At 48.6% G+C, this 17,049-nt stretch carries 12 protein-coding genes and 1 CRISPR repeat array; of the genes, 10 read left to right on the top strand and 2 right to left on the bottom strand.

What is annotated here, in order from left to right:
* Positions 1-283: 283 nt before the first annotated feature.
* The 5 genes from EKM89_RS10695 (at position 284) to EKM89_RS10675 (ending at position 6,139) form a co-directional block, all read left to right on the top strand.
* Positions 284-1,906 (top strand): peptide ABC transporter substrate-binding protein, encoded by a 1,623-nt coding sequence (locus EKM89_RS10695; protein ID WP_125688396.1) that lies wholly within the window; start codon positions 284-286, stop codon positions 1,904-1,906.
* A 193-nt stretch (positions 1,907-2,099) separates the two neighbouring features.
* Positions 2,100-3,029, top strand: coding sequence for an oligopeptide ABC transporter permease (opp3b, locus tag EKM89_RS10690; protein WP_125688394.1), 930 nt, complete (start codon positions 2,100-2,102; stop codon positions 3,027-3,029).
* Between the two features lie 11 nt (positions 3,030-3,040).
* Positions 3,041-4,066, top strand: coding sequence for an ABC transporter permease (locus EKM89_RS10685; protein ID WP_125688392.1), 1,026 nt, complete (start codon positions 3,041-3,043; stop codon positions 4,064-4,066).
* 13 nt (positions 4,067-4,079) lie between these two features.
* A complete protein-coding gene (locus EKM89_RS10680) occupies positions 4,080-5,180 on the top strand; it encodes an ABC transporter ATP-binding protein (RefSeq protein WP_125688390.1) in 1,101 nt (366 codons plus the stop codon).
* On the top strand, positions 5,180-6,139 hold the full coding sequence (locus tag EKM89_RS10675) for an ABC transporter ATP-binding protein (RefSeq protein WP_125688388.1): 960 nt from the start codon (positions 5,180-5,182) through the stop codon (positions 6,137-6,139). The genes EKM89_RS10680 and EKM89_RS10675 overlap by 1 nt, the downstream gene beginning before the upstream one ends.
* A 213-nt stretch (positions 6,140-6,352) precedes the next feature.
* On the opposite strand, the gene EKM89_RS10670 is transcribed toward EKM89_RS10675, so the two are convergent.
* Complete coding sequence (locus EKM89_RS10670) at positions 6,353-7,009, bottom strand: histidine phosphatase family protein (protein WP_125688386.1); 657 nt, start codon at positions 7,007-7,009, stop codon at positions 6,353-6,355.
* 334 nt (positions 7,010-7,343) lie between these two features.
* Positions 7,344-9,200 carry a cation:proton antiporter domain-containing protein gene (locus tag EKM89_RS10665; RefSeq protein ID WP_125688384.1) on the bottom strand — a complete coding sequence of 619 codons (1,857 nt, stop codon included), beginning with the start codon at positions 9,198-9,200 and terminating at the stop codon, positions 7,344-7,346.
* 365 nt (positions 9,201-9,565) lie between these two features.
* Between EKM89_RS10665 and helD the strand changes: the two genes are divergently transcribed.
* The 5 genes from helD to EKM89_RS10640 all read left to right on the top strand — a co-directional run bounded on the left by helD (position 9,566) and on the right by EKM89_RS10640 (position 17,026).
* Positions 9,566-11,860, top strand: coding sequence for an RNA polymerase recycling motor HelD (helD, locus tag EKM89_RS10660; protein ID WP_125688382.1), 2,295 nt, complete (start codon positions 9,566-9,568; stop codon positions 11,858-11,860).
* A gap of 250 nt (positions 11,861-12,110) precedes the next feature.
* Positions 12,111-12,931: a CRISPR direct-repeat array (repeat unit 28 nt; unit sequence GTATTCCCCGTGGACACGGGGGTGATCC).
* Positions 12,932-13,261: 330 nt separating this feature from the next.
* Positions 13,262-14,185: a type I pantothenate kinase gene (gene coaA / locus EKM89_RS10655; protein ID WP_125688380.1), complete on the top strand. Its 924-nt coding sequence runs from the start codon at positions 13,262-13,264 to the stop codon at positions 14,183-14,185.
* 11 nt (positions 14,186-14,196) lie between these two features.
* Positions 14,197-14,775 carry a hypothetical protein gene (locus tag EKM89_RS10650; protein WP_125688377.1) on the top strand — a complete coding sequence of 193 codons (579 nt, stop codon included), beginning with the start codon at positions 14,197-14,199 and terminating at the stop codon, positions 14,773-14,775.
* Positions 14,776-14,967: 192 nt separating this feature from the next.
* Positions 14,968-16,509, top strand: coding sequence for a glutamine-hydrolyzing GMP synthase (guaA, locus tag EKM89_RS10645; protein WP_191988764.1), 1,542 nt, complete (start codon positions 14,968-14,970; stop codon positions 16,507-16,509).
* A gap of 334 nt (positions 16,510-16,843) precedes the next feature.
* A complete protein-coding gene (locus tag EKM89_RS10640) occupies positions 16,844-17,026 on the top strand; it encodes a hypothetical protein (protein WP_125688373.1) in 183 nt (60 codons plus the stop codon).
* Positions 17,027-17,049: the final 23 nt, after the last annotated feature.

Genomic DNA, 17,049 nt, shown 5'->3' with positions numbered 1-17,049 from the left:
GCAACAGGTAATAGCTTTGTGAGTAAACCATGACTAAGATTGCCACATTCTGGCCATTTTTCTGTATACCGTATGCAGAAAAACTTATTTTTACTCGTTTTAAATGTGACATCGAATTTTAATTTTTCATTTTAAATGCTTATGTAGAGGCGTTTATAACCAGTTTGTTAAAATAGTTTATCATTTACCATTGATTTTAATGAATTTCTAATATACAATTGGAAACATCAAATTTGAGGTTGTCAATTCATTGCTCAAACAACTAAGAGGGGTTGGAATTAAAATGAAGATTAATTCGGCAGTTAAACTAGGGACGGTGGCAACGTTCGCGGCAGTTCTACTTGCAGCGTGTGGGTCATCGTCTAACAGCTCGGAATCCAGTAAGCAAACGTTAAATTGGATGGAAAGTTCAGCATTACCATCAATGGACTCATCCACTGCAACCGATGTCGTTTCAGGGGAAACTATGAACAACACTGGTGAAGGGCTCTTACGGATCGGTAAGAACAGCAGCATTCATCCTGGGGTAGCCAAGAGCTACAAGGTTTCTAAGGATGGGAAGACGTATACCTTCAATTTACGGAAGTCCAACTGGAGTAACGGCGACAAGGTAACCGCTAAAGACTTCGTTTACGCCTGGCAACGGACGGTCAACCCGAAGACAGCTTCACAGTATGCTTACATGTACGCGCAGGTTAAGAATGCTAATGCCATCATGAACAAGAAGAAGGCCGTGTCTACTTTAGGTATCAAGGCCGTTGGGGATTACAAGGTTGTTGTGACGTTAACCCAAGCAACTAGTTACTTCCCTTCATTGGTAGCAAGTCCAATGTTCTTCCCACAAAATGAATCAGTTGTTCAAAAGTACGGTAAGAAATACGCAACGAACGCTCAGGATAACGTCTACAATGGTCCGTTCAAGTTGACATACTGGACTGGGACGTCTGATAACTGGTCGATGAGCAAAAACACTAAGTACTGGAACGCAAAGAATGTTAAACTGAAGAAAGTCAACTTCAAGACGATCAAGGATCCGCAAACAGCTTTGAGTCAGTACCAAAGTGGCAAGTTGGATGCAACCTACTTGAGTGGGCAACAACCAAAGAACTACAAGAACTCTAAAGAATACGTTGAACGGAAGAGTGCTTCAACCTTCTACATTGAAATGAACGAAAAGAAAGATTCAATGATGAAGAACAAGAAGGCTCGTCAAGCCTTGTCATTGGCCATCAACCGGAATCAATTTGTGAACAAGATTCTTCAAGATGGTTCAACCGCTGCCTCTGGATTAGTTTCCACTGGTTTGGCAACTAAGAACGGTAAGGACTTCAACACCGATGCAGCTGTTCCTTCAGCTACAAGCTACAACCTGAAGAAAGCTAAGCAACTTTGGAAGGAAGCTTTGAAGGAAACTGGTCGTTCAAGCTACTCACTGACCTTAACCGCCGACGATACGCCAGCTGGTAAGAACTCAGCTGAATTTATTCAGAGTCAATGGGCTAAGTTAGGCAACATCAAGGTCACGAACAGCAACTTGCCATTTAAGACCCGGCTTGCGCGTTCACAAAGTGGTGACTTCGATGCCGTTATCTCCGCATGGGGTGCCGACTTCCCAGACCCAATCTCCTTCTTATCACTCTTCACTTCTGGTAACTCTTACAACAACGGGAAGTGGTCTTCCAAGGCTTACGATACTTACGTAGGCAACGCAACTGGTAAGGACGCTAACAACAGTACTGCTCGTTGGAACGACTTGGTTAACGCACAAAAGACCATCTTGAACGAACAAGGGATCATCCCAGTTTACCAACAAGGGAAAGCCCAACTCGTCAAGTCTAAGGTTCAGGGATTGGTTTACTTCCCAACCGGCGCTAACTGGGACTTCAGTAAGGCTTACATCAAGTAAGTCCTGTTAACTCAGTGATCACTGTCGGGTAACCGACTTAATAAGTTTTATCGGGGAGTAAGGATTAACGCGAGTTGATCCTTACTTTTCGGTATTATTGCAATCATTTATTGTCTTGTTGTTTTCGTGGAGTTTTTGTTAAGTTTGACAACTTAACGGTAACGAATAAGTCTACTGATTGAGAGGTAAACAAATGGCAAAGTACCTAGCAAAGCGGATCTTTTATCTGATCCTGACCTTATTCATTGTGATTACCGTGACGTTTTTCCTGATGAAGTTGTTGCCCGGGACGCCACTGACCAACCAAGCCAAGCTCTCTAAGAGTCAGATTAATCTGATTTATGAACAGTATGGTTTGAACAAACCAGTTTGGCAGCAATACCTGCTGTACCTGGCTGGTGCGGTCAAAGGTGACTTCGGAACTTCCTTCCAATTCAGTGACCAACCCGTATCTTACTTGATTTCAAGTCGGATCGGACCATCCTTGCAGATTGGGCTGCAAGCCATGATTATTGGGGTCCTGTTGGGAGTTATCATCGGAGCCTTCGGCGCAATGAAGCAAAATACGTGGGTTGATACGACGACCACGGTGGTTTCTATCTTAGGGATTTCAATTCCTTCCTTCGTCTTAGCCGTACTATTACAGTACTACTTGGGCTTGAAAGCAGGTTGGTTCCCAATCGCTGAATGGGGTGGCTTTATCTACACGGTATTGCCGACCTTAGCCTTGGGGGCGCAACCGCTGGCCGAGTCTGCCCGGTTCGTCCGGACCGAAATGGTCGACGTGTTGAGTTCGGATTACATTGAGTTGGCTAAGGCCAAGGGCCTGAGTCGAACCGGTGTGATCTACCACCATGCGCTCCGGAACAGTTTAATTCCGTTGATCACCATCGTGGGGCCACTGGCCGTGAACATCATGACCGGGTCCATGGTTGTTGAAAACATTTTCTCCATTCCTGGTATCGGGGAACAATTCGTCAAGTCCGTCTTGACCAACGATTACCCAACCATCATGGGGTTAACCATCGTCTATTCATTCATGTTGTGTGTTGTTCTGCTGATCACCGATATCCTTTATGGAATCGTTGATCCGCGGATTCGACTCACAGGAAAGGCTAACTAGGAGGTAAATAAATGGCAGATACAGTAAAACTCCCTGAAGATAGCTTTAAGCCAATTACGTCCGATGACCGGGCGGCGTTAGATAGTGAAAAAATTGCAGCACCCTCATTAACCTTCGCACAAGATGCATGGCGGCGGTTGAAGAAGAACCGGGGGGCTTGGGTCTCCTTGATTGTGCTGATTGTGATTTTCATCATGGCCTTTGGATCCCTGTTCGTTTCACCCCACGATCCGAACGCCGTGCATCCAGCCTATGCCAACTTACCGTCTAAGATTCCCGGAATCGGGATCAATGGGTTCAACGGAACTTTGGTCCAAGCTGGTGAACGAATCGATGCCTATAAGGCAGCTGGTGCCAGTGGTGCCCATTACATCATGGGGACCGACTACTTAGGTCGAGACTTGTTCTCACGGGTTCTTTATGGGACGCGAATCTCACTGATCATTGCGTTAGTGGCCACGTTATTTGACTTAACAATTGGGGTCACGTACGGGATGTTCTCAGGCTGGAAGGGTGGTCGCGTTGATACCATCATGCAACGGATCATTGAAATCATCCTGTCCATCCCTAACTTAGTCGTTATTGTCTTACTGATCTTGATTCTGAAACCTGGGATGGCCTCGATCATTATCGCCATCGCACTGACGTCTTGGGTCAACATGGCCCGGCTAGTCCGAGCGCAGACGTTAGAGTTGAAGGAACAAGAGTTTATCTTGGCGGCGAGAACACTGGGTGAAAGTCCCATCAAGATTGCCTTTAAACACTTGCTCCCGAACCTCTCGAGTGTCATCATTATTAATACGATGTTTACCATCCCGAACGCCATCTTCTTCGAAGCTACCTTGTCCTACATTGGGATTGGGATTTCCTCACCACAGGCTTCACTAGGGACGTTGTTGAACGATGGACAGAAGAACTTCCAATTCCTGCCATATCAAATGTGGTGGCCAGCGTTGATTCTTTCCATCATCATGTTAGCCTTCAACCTCTTAGGTGATGGCTTGCGGGATGCGTTTGACCCGCGGACGAAAGAGTAGGTGAAGTCACGTCATGGATAACGAAAAAGATATTTTGGAAGTGCGCAACTTACAAGTTAACTTCAAAACCTATGCCGGTGACGTTAAGGCAATTCGGAACGTTAGCTTTGATTTAAGAAAGGGTGAGACCCTGGCGATTGTTGGGGAATCCGGTTCCGGTAAATCCGTAACCACCCGGACAATCATGGGCTTGAACGCTCGAAACGCTGATATTACCAGCGGAACCATCATGTATAAGGGCGAAGACCTCCTGAAGAAGTCTGAAAAGGAAATGGAAGGCATTCGGGGCCAAGATATTGCCGAAATCTTCCAAGATCCGATGACTTCTTTGGACCCAACCATGAGGATTGGACGGCAAATCGCCGAACCGCTGATGGTTCATAAGGGTATGAAGAAGGAAAAAGCCTTAGCACAAGCTTTGGAAATGATGAAATTAGTCGGTATTACTGATGCCGAAAACCGAATCAATGACTATCCGCACCAATTCTCAGGTGGGATGCGGCAACGGATCGTCATTGCTATTGCCTTGATCAACTACCCGGAAGTTCTGATTGCCGATGAACCCACGACCGCATTGGACGTGACGATTCAGGCTCAGATCCTGAATTTGATGAAGGAATTGCAAGACAAGATTTCCACGTCGATCATTTTCATCACGCATGACTTGGGTGTCGTGGCCGGCATGGCCGACCGGGTCGCCGTCATGTATGCGGGGAAAATCGTTGAATACGGGACAGTTGATGAAATCTTCTACAACCCTAAGCATCCGTACACGTGGGGGTTGTTAAGCTCCATGCCGACTCTGGATACTGGTGGCGATGAGTTGCCATCAATTCCAGGGACGCCACCGGACTTATTAGATCCGCCAACTGGGGATGCTTTTGCGGCCCGGAACGCCTATGCCTTGAAGATCGATACGGAACAAGAACCGCCATTCTTTAAGGTGTCCGACACGCATTACGCCGCAACTTGGCTACTGCATCCGAATGCCCCTAAGGTAACGCCGCCCGACCAAATCGTTGCCCGGCAAAAGAAGTACGCTGAGATGCAACAGAACTTGGTCAAGCAACAACGGCCAAACATTCCGGTTGAAGAAGAGGAGGAACAGCAATAATGAACTATGAAAATGCCGAAAAAATCCTCGAGGTCAAGCACCTCAAACAGTACTTCAACGTGGGGAAGCCCGACGAAGTTCGTGCCGTTGATGATATCTCTTTTGATATCTACAGGGGGGAAACCTTTGGCCTGGTTGGGGAATCCGGTTCTGGGAAGACCACGACCGGTCGTGCAATCATTCATTTGTACGAACCAACCGCTGGTGAGATTCTGTTCAACGGTAAGAACGTTGATACGTTTACTAGTAAAGCTGAACAGCGTGAATTTCGGCAAGACATGCAGATGATCTTCCAAGATCCGTATGCCTCACTGAACCCCCGGATGAAGGTCAAGGACATCGTGGCTGAAGGAATCGACATCAATCATTTAGCTAAGGATGATGCCGATCGGAGTAAAAAAGTCGAGGACTTATTGGAAACGGTTGGTCTGAACAAGGACCACTCCAGTCGATATCCTCATGAATTCTCTGGTGGGCAACGACAACGAATCGGGATTGCCCGTGCGCTTGCCGTTGATCCTAAGTTCGTGATCGCCGATGAACCCATCTCCGCTTTGGATGTATCGATTCAAGCCCAAGTGGTCAACTTGATGAAGAAGCTGCAGCGTGAACAGGACTTAACGTACCTGTTCATTGCCCATGACTTGTCCATGGTCAAGTACATTTCGGACCGAATCGGAGTTATGCACTATGGTCGGATGCTAGAGATCGCCGATTCTGACGAAATTTACGCCCATCCCTTGCATGACTACACCAAGAGTCTGCTGTCTGCCGTTCCGGTTCCTGATCCTGAATTCGAACGGACACGTCAGGAAATTGCGTACGATGCCACCAATGAAAATGATGGTAAGGAACGTAAACTCGTTGAGATTTCTCCACGTCACTGGGTTCGTGCTGCCGATGATGAAATCGACATGTACACCCAACGGGCACATGAAGCGTCATTGATTAAGAGATAAGTTGAAAGCACTGTGGCTATGATGGCGACGGTGCTTTTTTGAATCCAGATTTTTTAAAAATGGACTTACTAAGAGTGATTGCCCCACGACTGTCAGGGATTCCATTCAGCGTATGGTTGAACGCTTGGCAGCTGCCATATGGCACAGTTTGACAAGTCTACAAAAAAGGCGCCACTGACCTAATTAGTCGGCGGCGTCTTTACTGTGGGTGGATTACTTCACTTTACCCTCAGTGTTGTTATAATAGTTAACTTTGTAGTGACCATCTTTTACGGTTAGCTTGGTGATGCTGCCATTCTCGGCCGAAACGGAGACGTCAATGTCGGAATACTTTGACACGATGCTCCGGATAGTCGTGCTGTGCGTGGCGATCAGAATCCGGTCCCCATCGTTGGCAGTTGCGATGACCTTGTCCAGACCAGGTTGAACTCGTGCCCAGAACTCAGCGTTGTCTTCGGCGTCGTTAAAAGGATCTTGCGCCTTGAACATGTCCTTGGTCTTTTCGATGGTCAGCTTGGCAATCATGGCGTTAAAGGAGTCCAGACCAAGCGGCGTCCCCAGCGTGTGCCAAGTGAGACCGGTATCCATGCCCTCGAAGAAGCCAAAGTTCTCTTCTCGAAAGGCAGGTTCAGTCGTTAGCGCAACGGGAGCGTCATTAGCAGCTAAGATGCGCTTAGCGGTGTTTTGTGCCCGCGTGGTATCACTTGCGTAGACAGCTGAAAATGATAGCTTAGAGAGCCGTTTACCGGCCCGGTTAGCGTCCGCAATTCCCTTATCGGTCAGGGGCGAGTCGGACCACCCTTGAATACGGTGGTACTTGTTTAAATAGGTTTGGCCGTGACGAACCAAGTAGATTTCAACTGATGCCATGTTTTGGTCTCCTTTAAATGTAAGTTGTGGGGATATGCTAGCAGCGGCGACGATATTCGCCAGGTGCGCTTAAATTAAACTAGTGCGGACGATTGCGTGGTTTAAGTAGTCGTCAGCAATAACACTAGATTGCTAGTTTAACAGTTATGATACTGTTTTTAAATGACTTGCTAAAGATTGAAAGCCAAATTGTGCTGGTGACAGTGCGGCTCATCACCGTCAAAACGGTTGCACAGCAACTGTCAGAAATTTTTCTGGTTGTTGGGAAATGCCTCCAGCCAAAGGACGGGCCGTCAGCTTACCTAAAAACCGCGGCGCAATAGTCACACAAATCCTAGTTCAGGATTCCCAATTCGCGTCGAATCTCGCGAGCAGTATCCGCGCTGCTGGTGAAGATGATCCGGTCATTGAATTTGAGGGTGGTACTTCCAGTTGGGCGAATAAAGTGGCCTTCACGAAAAATTTGACTGATGGTGATGTCCTTGACGAATGGCAGACTGTGAATTTCTTGGTCGGTGTAGCGCCGGTTACGTAACGCGACTTCGTAGACGGCGGAGGTTGAAGCTGTCAGTAAGCGTAGCGTCGTTGGGGCTTCAATCAAACTTCTGAGCATGGCAATGTTGACGTTGGGTGTGTTGTAGACTTCGATACCCAGGTCGGTCAGCTCATCTTCTCGTGCGTCCAAGACGTTGCGGTCTTCGAAGCGAACGATGACACGAGTGACACCGTATGCTTTAGCGGCCTTGGCTAACTCATAATTTTTAGTCGCATTGAAGTGCCCCAGAACGACGATGTCCGCATCGAACGCGTCCTGTGCTTCAACATCGTCGGCGTCCAGTGAGGGCAGTAATTTGGCATTGACCTCGGAGTTGTACGTTTTGAAGTTGGCTTCCTTATCGGTGTACATGGTGATGTCGTACCAGCTGTCGGCCAACTGCTGTGCGACCGGAACCGTCAGTAAATTGGTGCCGATGAAGTGGACGGTCGACTTTTTCAAGTCCTCGGCCTCAGCGGAGTAGCCGGTATTAAAGAGCAGGGGGCCAAGCACGCACGTGAGAATGGCGGCGAGCAGGAATGCACCGGACTGCTGGGTGGTGACGACCTTCATCGACTTGGCAACTTGTAGGACGGCCAGGACCATGGTAATGGTCGCTGCTGAAATCGCCGTGCCAGCAAAGGCGTTGCCACGTTTAAAACGCAATCGCAAAATGAAGTAGACCGCAGCCTTGGCCAATAGATAGGCGGCGAAGAAGGCCGGAATCAGGAGCAAGGTCGCTGGGTCGGCTAGCAGTGTTCGCAAGTTGAGGTCAGCGCCACTCATCATGAAGAAGATGGGGATGAAGAAACCATACCCGATACCATCCAACCGGACCATGGTATTCTCTTGCGGTTGCAGGAGTTTCATGACGATTCCGGCAACGAAGGCACCTAGAATACCTTCTGCCCCCACGGATTCGGCAATGACGACCAGACTAAAAATCAGGAAGAAAGCTAGACGAATGTCGAGCTGGGTGGTGGACTTGTTGATACTTTCGAAGAAGGTGAAGAAGGGCTTGAACCGGCGAAATAGGATGCCGGCGGCCAGAAAGACCAGCAGTAGGAGCCACAGAGACTTGCTGCTGTTGCCAAAGATGGACGCGTAGACGGTCAACGAGAACAGGGGCACGATTTCACCTAATGCGGCGACCAGAAGCACGGTCTGTCCAAATGGCTTACTCAGCAGTTCCTTTTCCTTAAGGGTCGCAATGACGATTCCTAGAGAAATTGTCATGAAGATGATGGCGGCTAGCCAGGGGTCCTTGAAGAGTCCGGTCCATTTACAAATGAAACCGAGCAGAAGGGAGGTCACGATGATGGCCGCGTAACTGCTAATCGCCAGAAAAACCGGTGAGTACTTGGGTGCGTTGCCAGCGACCTTAGCAGCTAGCGGCGTTTGTGGCCGTTTGCGCCGGTTGAATAGACTAAAGTCGATTTCCATCCCACTGAGGAATAAGAGGAAGATGACCCCGGTGTTGGAAAGCAAAGAGAGCGTTGAATTGCTGTGGACGATATTGAGGACACTGGGCCCTAACAAAATTCCCACGAGAATCTCTACGACGGCGGTGGGCAGGACGGTGAGCTTGAATTTCGCCATCACCAGCGGCGTCACCAACGCAGCGGTCAGAATGATTAATAAAGAAACTTGATCCATAAGATTCACCCCCGAAAAAGTTCGCCTACATTATAGCAAAGTTGCGGCTGTTAAACTGAAATAAAGTCGTCCTGCTACTGGAATTCTGACAATAAGTGACCAGCATGAATGGACCTAAATTTAGTGCAGTCAGTTTACTTTATTTATCCAGGAAACACGTGTAGAATGGTAAGTCGAATTATTACATCTGGTGGCCGGTGGCTACGGGTGATGGGAAGAGTCACTTTTTCTTGTCACGGGGGAGTGGACTGGTCAAACAGGCGTAAAGTTTCAGTGTATCTGAATGCACTGCGGTGGTACCAACAAGGACCACTCATTGGCGTCAGGACACGTTAGATTGCCCAATTAATCGAGGAGGGATTGGCTTGCCAGATTCAATTAAGGCCCACGAACAGGAACACTTAGATGCGGTGGTTACGAAGATTAAAACCGCAGAAAAGGACGCTAAACAGCGAATCGACGTGGCTGAGGATGACGAAGCCGGGATTCGCAAGAACTTTGTCAACGACTTACGAATCAAAACAGATAGTTATGAGGGCTTGTTGGAAACGGCGCTGTCGGTGCGGCAACAGCAGCAACTGCTGGCTGAGCGGCAGAACAGCTGGCAACACGCGACGACGGAATTAAGCACGATCCAACGCTTGGAGAAGAAGGCTTACTTTGCCCGCATCGACTTCCAAGAGGGGCCGACTGCGAAGACCGAAACCATCTACATTGGGTTGGGGTCCTTTTCCGATACGCCCGATCACTTCTTGATCTACGACTGGCGGGCGCCCATCTCGAGCATTTATTACGATGGAGAATTGGGAAATGTGAGCTACCAGACACCGGATGGCGAACAGACCGTCGACGTGAAGCTCAAGCGCCAATTTCAAATCGAAGATGGCACCATCGTGACCCTTTACGACACCGACCAAACGGTAACGGACCAGATGTTGCTGTCCGCGCTGAGTGAGCATTCCGATACGAAAATGAAGAGTATCGTGACCACCATTCAAAAGGAACAAAACCAAATTATCCGGGACACCAAGTCCGACTTGCTATTCGTACAAGGGGCAGCGGGATCTGGGAAAACGGCTGCCATTTTACAACGGGTCGCCTTCCTGCTGTACCGCTACCGGGGCCATTTGACGGCGGGGCAAGTCATGCTGTTCTCACCTAACCAATTATTTAATGACTATATTGACCAAGTACTGCCTGAATTAGGAGAGCATAACATGGTTCAGATGACGTACTACCAGTATGCGGGACGACGATTACCGAAGATCGACGTGGAAACGCTGGCTCAACGCTTTGGCGAAACGAATACGCCGGCCCAAAAGAAGATCAGCCAGCTCAAAGGGAGCCTCGCGTTCTTTGATGCCGTGACGGCCTACGCAGACCAACTGGAGAGCAGCGACATGGTCTTCAGAAACATTAAGTTTCAGGGTAAGGTCTTCATTGATAAGGAAAAAATTCAAGAAATTTACTATAGTTTCAATCGCAACTACCACTTGGGTAATCGGCTTCAGGCCACGAAGGAAGCCTTGATTCGCATTTTGAATCGCCGCATCACGAGTGAAATGAAGACCAAGTGGGTTGAAGAAACCATTCAGGACATGAGCAAGGAACAGTTGGATACCTTGTATGGTGAGGAGCCCCGGGAATTCGACTCTTCCGAAAAGGAAATGCAATTCCTATCGCGAAAGGTCGTCATGCAGGCGTTTGATCCGATTCGAAAGGCGATTGTCCGGGCCCGGTTCTTGAGCATCAATAACCAGTATGTTCACATGCTACGAAACCTGCCGAGTCGAATTGATTTGGCCCATGAAGGAATTTCCATAGCGGACTGGAACACGAGCGTCGAGGAATCCATCGGGAAGTTGAAGGACCATCACATGCAGCTAGTCGACACGACGCCTTACCTATACTTGTACGACAAGATGACGGGCAAGGGTGGCGAGCGAGATATGCGCTACGTCTTCATGGATGAGATTCAAGACTACAATGCCTTTCAGCTGGCTTTTCTGAAATTTAGTTTCCCGCGGGCACGGTTTACCATGTTAGGAGACTTGAACCAGGCAATCTTCACTAAGGAAAATAGCCGTACGTTGCTACAGGAACTCAGCACAATGTTTGACCCCGACAAGACGCGGGTCATTCAGCTGACACAGTCGTACCGGTCAACGCAGCAGGTGACTGATTTCACCAAGCACATTTTGAAGAATGGTGAAGCGGTCACGGCGTTTGCCCGAGAAGGTGAACTCCCGACCATGACGCTGGCAGCTGATGAAGCGGCCGGATTAAATCGGGTCATCGACCAGATCAAGCAGAACGAAGAAGAGGACGAAACGACGGCCATTATTGGAAAAGACTTGGCGGATTGCCGAGAATTGACTGAGAAATTGAAGGCTGCCGGTGTGGCGGTCACACTGATTCAATCTGAGAACCAACGGCTAGCACCGGGGACTATTGTTGTGCCATCATTCCTAGCCAAGGGATTGGAATTCGACGGGGTTATCGTTTGGCAGGCTTCGGCGAGTCGTTACGCGGCGGAAGATGAACGGCAATTGCTGTACACTATCTGTTCCCGGGCCATGCACCGGCTAAGCATCATTGGAATTGGCGAGTTCTCGCCGTTACTGAGCGATGTGCCTAGTGATGAGTATGAAATGATTTAGGGTAAATAGAAACGCATGTTGCTGACTGAGAAGTCGGGGGCGTGCGTTTTTTGTTTTGGGGAGGGGGGGCAATTGAAGTTTTGGTTAGTGTATGTGTCATTTAGTGGTTTGTGGGGCAATCTTTTTCCTGATGCATTTGAGGCTAAAGCTGTTGTTAATGGGGTGATGGTACGGTATGCTTTAAGAGCAAGTTAAAGGAAATACGCAGTTTAGGAAAATTAGAATGCCGGTGTAGCAGCGTTTGTTTAGTGTATTCCCCGTGGACACGGGGGTGATCCCATGAACGTTCTTTTCCGTCTGTACCTTGTGAGGTATTCCCCGTGGACACGGGGGTGATCCTCACCTCGTACAGGCCGTTATCAGCCCAGTATGGTATTCCCCGTGGACACGGGGGTGATCCTCATCAGTCCACTTAACCCGGAGGTCTTTGAAGGTATTCCCCGTGGACACGGGGGTGATCCTTACAGGTATTTGAACGGTTTTTGTTACTCGTTGTATTCCCCGTGGACACGGGGGTGATCCCCTTTGAGTTGCTTCATGTAAGCTAAGGAATCGGTATTCCCCGTGGACACGGGGGTGATCCTAAATTTTGGCAATTAAACAAACAACAGACGTCGTATTCCCCGTGGACACGGGGGTGATCCTGCCTAAGAAAATTGTTGACTTGTCATCATACCGTATTCCCCGTGGACACGGGGGTGATCCTCATCGGGTACTAAGGCGTTCATAACTTCAGCAGTATTCCCCGTGGACACGGGGGTGATCCTGACTTCGAGGAGACTGCTGAGACCATCGCCTTGTATTCCCCGTGGACACGGGGGTGATCCTCTTAGAAGAGCTAGGTGGCTATCAAGTGTCGAGTATTCCCCGTGGACACGGGGGTGATCCAAGACTAAGTGCGTGCCGTCCCTTGGTCGGGGGGTATTCCCCGTGGACACGGGGGTGATCCTTATGAGATTTGGAAGGAGCCGAAGCCTGACTTGTATTCCCTGTGGACACGGGGGTGATCCCTCACCATCGTGTACCGTGGCTTTGAGGGCCTAGTATTCCCCGTGGACACGGGGGTGATCCCACGGGAGTTATTCTCTAAGGGAGGTAAGCAATGAAACCTGACTACGATAGAGACGGCTGTGGTTGTGTGACACTACTCATTTGCATATTAGGTACCTGGTTTTTTGGAAGCCTGATGCTGGGATTACTTTAAACGAAGTATTCCCCGTGGATACGGGGGTTGTTTTCCTAGGCCATAACACATATTTTGGAACTTTATTTTATGCAGCTCGTTGCATGCACACAACACCTCAGAAAGCGTTCCCACTTTCCAACTTCTCAGTGTCAGAAGTAGCCGGTTTTGCGGTATAATGGTGGGTAATTATTTCTATCTAAAGTTGAGGTGTCCCCATGAGTGATCCCATTAATTACAATGTATTTACCCGCGCACAGTGGCGGGCGTTTTCCGATGACGCGACCTTACCGTTGACCCAAGAAAGTTTGCGGCAAATCAAGGCGTTCAACGACCGGATTTCCCTGCAGGATGTTCAGGACGTTTATATTCCACTGGTGCATTTATTACACTTAGAGTTTGACCATTACCAAAAACTCCAGCGGGATAAGGCGGCCTTCTTACAGCAGAAAAAGCACCGGGTGCCGTTTATCATCGGTATCGCTGGTAGTGTGGCGGTAGGGAAGAGCACGGCGGCCCGGCTGCTGGAAGTTTTGCTCAACCACTACTTCACGGGGCAACGGATTCAGCTGATTACGACCGATGGCTTTTTATACAGTAATGAAGAGTTAAAAAAACGAAATCTCATGGCGCGTAAGGGATTCCCCGAAAGCTATGATATGGCAGCGCTGATTCAATTTTTAAATGCCGTAAAGGCTGGTACACCGCTAATTAAGGCACCAGTGTACTCGCATAAGGTCTATGACATTGTGCCCGACCAATTCGAGTATATTATTCATCCGGACGTTTTAATCGTGGAGGGCATCAACACACTCCAATTGCCCACCAATGAACAAATCTACGTCAGTGATTTCACTGATTTTTCAATCTACGTGGATGCCGAGCCAAGCCTGATTGAAAGCTGGTTCTTGGAACGGTTCGAGTTGTTATTGGAAACGGCCTTTCAGGACCCGACGAATTATTATTATCCTTACGCGATTGGTGACCACGATGCAGCGTTGGCTAAAGGCAAAGCGGTTTGGCGGGATATTGACCTGAAAAATTTGGAAGAGTACATTTTGCCAACCCGGAATCGGGCCGACATGATTATACACAAGACCTTCCATCACCGGATCGACCGGTTGTTACTGCGAAAGTATTAGGGGGCGGTCGAATGTTACGAGATGCGACGATCGTTGATGCTGATGCCGTAGCCATGTTGGTGCTGCATGAGTTGGAGCGGCGCCAGTTGCGGCAACTGCGGCGAGTCAGTAAGGAACAACTCTCGCAGCTTCTCTTTGTCGGTTACCATCAGCCCCAGTTTCGTTATGGCTATCCGCAGGCCCGGGTCTATCAAAATCAGGGCGTCGCGGTCGGGGTGGCGTACGGCTATCCAGCCGCGGTTGAGCCCACACTGAATAACCAGTGGTCGGCATTGTTTGCCCGCATGCAAGTGACACCGCCGCAGCAAGTGGTGGTGACGCCACGCGCATTAGCCGATGAGTGGTATTTGGACTTACTAACGGTGCGGAATCGCTCCAAGGGCAAGACCTTTCAGCAGAAATGGTTCGACGAATGGCTCCTAGGTGACGCGATTCACCGGGCAAAATTGACTGACTGTCCTGTCATGGGGATGGACGTGCGGCCGGGAAGCTCGCTAGGAACGTTGGCGGCTGAGTACGGGTTTGTGGCGACTCAGCGACGTTTATTGGACCGACAGGTGGCCTATCATTTACGGTTGAAATTATCTTGATGATCAATTTTTAACCGACGATAGCCAGGACAACTGCCATATTCAGCGGTGGTGAAGCCCGCTCGCAGCTTAAAGGGTGACCCAATTCTGGTGGGAATCGGTCGGATTTGCATTGACCATCGTTTGAGAAATCTGTATGATATAACCAATGTTGAAAAAGAAGAAAGGGTGAATGGCTTGGCAAACGTGGATATGTCCAAATTCGATAAAATTATCGTCTTGGACTTCGGAAGTCAATATAATCAATTGATTACGCGCCGGATTCGTGACATGGGCGTTTACTCTGAACTAAAGGCCCATACTATGAGTGCGGCCGAAATCAAGGCTTGGGGCCCCAAGGGGATTATCTTCTCCGGGGGACCAAACAGCGTGTACGACAGCAGTGCGTTCAACGTTGACCCTGAGATCTTTAACTTGGGCATTCCGATTCTAGGAATCTGTTACGGGATGCAACTGATGGCCCACAGTTTGACTGGGGGGAAAGTTGAGTCCGCGGATAACCGCGAATACGGCCGAGCAGATATCACCGTGCTGAGCGATGAGGCAAAACTGTTCAAGGACACGCCCAAGACCCAGACGGTTTGGATGAGTCACGGTGACTTAGTGACTCAGGTACCTGATGGTTTTGAACGCGTGGCGACGAGTGAAAATTGCCCGATTTCAGCCATGCAAGACGTTGACCGTAATTTCTACGGGATTCAATTTCACGCGGAAGTTCGTAATACGGAATATGGCAATGACATCCTGAAGCATTTCGCCTTTGACGTTTGTGGGACAACGGCAAACTGGTCTATGGATGATTTCATTGACCTGCAAATCGAACACATCCGTGAGACGGTCGGCAACAAGCGTGTCTTGTTGGGTCTATCCGGTGGGGTCGATTCCTCCGTGGTGGGTGTCCTCTTACACAAGGCCATTGGCACCCAATTGACCAGTATCTTCGTGGATCATGGTCTATTACGAAAAGGCGAAGCTGATCAAGTTATGGCTAGCCTTGAGGGTAAATTTGGCTTGAACATCGTGAAAGTTGACGCACAAGACCGCTTCTTGAATAAGCTGGCTGGCGTCACCGAGCCCGAAAAGAAACGTAAAATTATTGGTAATGAATTTATCCAAGTCTTTAACGACGAAGCCCAGAAGCTCGATGGAATTGACTTCTTAGCGCAAGGAACGTTGTACACCGACGTGATTGAAAGTGGGACTGATACGGCGCAAACCATCAAGTCTCACCATAACGTGGGTGGGTTGCCGGAAGACATGAAATTCCAGCTGATTGAGCCATTACGCTCGTTGTTCAAGGATGAAGCCCGCGAGTTGGGTGAAAAGCTGGGAATGCCAAGCGACCTCGTTTGGCGTCAACCGTTCCCTGGTCCTGGTTTAGGGATTCGGGTCCTTGGCGAAATCACGCCAGAAAAGTTACAGATCGTCCGCGATAGTGACTTGATTCTGCGTGAAGAAATCAAAAAAGCTGGCTTCGACCGCGATATTTGGCAATACTTCACGGTACTGCCGAACATCAAGAGTGTTGGGGTCATGGGTGATGGCCGGACCTACGACTACGCCGTGGGTATCCGTGCCGTAACGTCTATTGACGGCATGACTGCCGACTTCGCCCGTATTCCATGGGATGTTTTACAGGAGATTTCCGTCCGCATCGTCAATGAGGTGGATCACGTAAACCGCATCCTGTATGATGTGACGAGTAAGCCGCCTTCGACTATTGAGTGGGAATAATGATACCTAGTCATTTGAACCTAAATGGCTGACTTAATAGGATTTTGAATCTTCTCAAGTAGGCTCAAACGTTGCTTAATTCGTTAAAATATAAAACACTCCGGCATAACTCGGCTGAATTTTCAGTGAATAATGGCTGGTAGAATTCATGTAATGAAGCCGTCTAGGAAATTTAGCCTAGACGGCTTTTTGTATGGGTTAGTTTTTTTTAATAATTGGAATGAGGAACCTATTAAGTGTAATGGTTGTAAGCACCTAATAACTGACCGTCTATGATTGGCGGTAAATCCACGATATGATTACCTCATCAAATAAAATTGGTGAGGTTTTTATTATGGAGAAACAAGATATCGTTCAAATTAAAATGCCGCATGAGGCTGCTGGAACAACGACAGTTGTTCCCAGCCGGGCAATCCAACTGAAAATTGTCAAGAATAAGTCAGTCATCATCTACAATAAAGCTAATGGCTATATTGTGGATGCCGTCCTTAAGGCGGTGTTCAACGATGCTCATTGATTCAACTAAAGTTAGACAGATAT

This window comes from Levilactobacillus fujinensis (assembly GCF_003946335.1).
GTDB lineage: Bacteria > Bacillota > Bacilli > Lactobacillales > Lactobacillaceae > Levilactobacillus > Levilactobacillus fujinensis.
This window is presented reverse-complemented; position numbering and strand designations above follow the sequence as displayed.

Excerpts from the sequence above, each read along its gene's own strand:
- EKM89_RS10675 (WP_125688388.1), top strand. The coding sequence starts at position 5,180 with ATGAACTATGAAAATGCCGAAAAAATCCTCGAGGTCAAGCACCTCAAA.
- EKM89_RS10665 (WP_125688384.1), bottom strand. The coding sequence starts at position 9,200 with ATGGATCAAGTTTCTTTATTAATCATTCTGACCGCTGCGTTGGTGACG.
- EKM89_RS10685 (WP_125688392.1), top strand. The coding sequence starts at position 3,041 with ATGGCAGATACAGTAAAACTCCCTGAAGATAGCTTTAAGCCAATTACG.
- coaA (WP_125688380.1), top strand. The coding sequence starts at position 13,262 with ATGAGTGATCCCATTAATTACAATGTATTTACCCGCGCACAGTGGCGG.
- EKM89_RS10695 (WP_125688396.1), top strand. The coding sequence starts at position 284 with ATGAAGATTAATTCGGCAGTTAAACTAGGGACGGTGGCAACGTTCGCG.
- EKM89_RS10640 (WP_125688373.1), top strand. The coding sequence starts at position 16,844 with ATGGAGAAACAAGATATCGTTCAAATTAAAATGCCGCATGAGGCTGCT.
- guaA (WP_191988764.1), top strand. The coding sequence starts at position 14,968 with ATGTCCAAATTCGATAAAATTATCGTCTTGGACTTCGGAAGTCAATAT.
- opp3b (WP_125688394.1), top strand. The coding sequence starts at position 2,100 with ATGGCAAAGTACCTAGCAAAGCGGATCTTTTATCTGATCCTGACCTTA.
- EKM89_RS10650 (WP_125688377.1), top strand. The coding sequence starts at position 14,197 with ATGTTACGAGATGCGACGATCGTTGATGCTGATGCCGTAGCCATGTTG.
- EKM89_RS10680 (WP_125688390.1), top strand. The coding sequence starts at position 4,080 with ATGGATAACGAAAAAGATATTTTGGAAGTGCGCAACTTACAAGTTAAC.
- EKM89_RS10670 (WP_125688386.1), bottom strand. The coding sequence starts at position 7,009 with ATGGCATCAGTTGAAATCTACTTGGTTCGTCACGGCCAAACCTATTTA.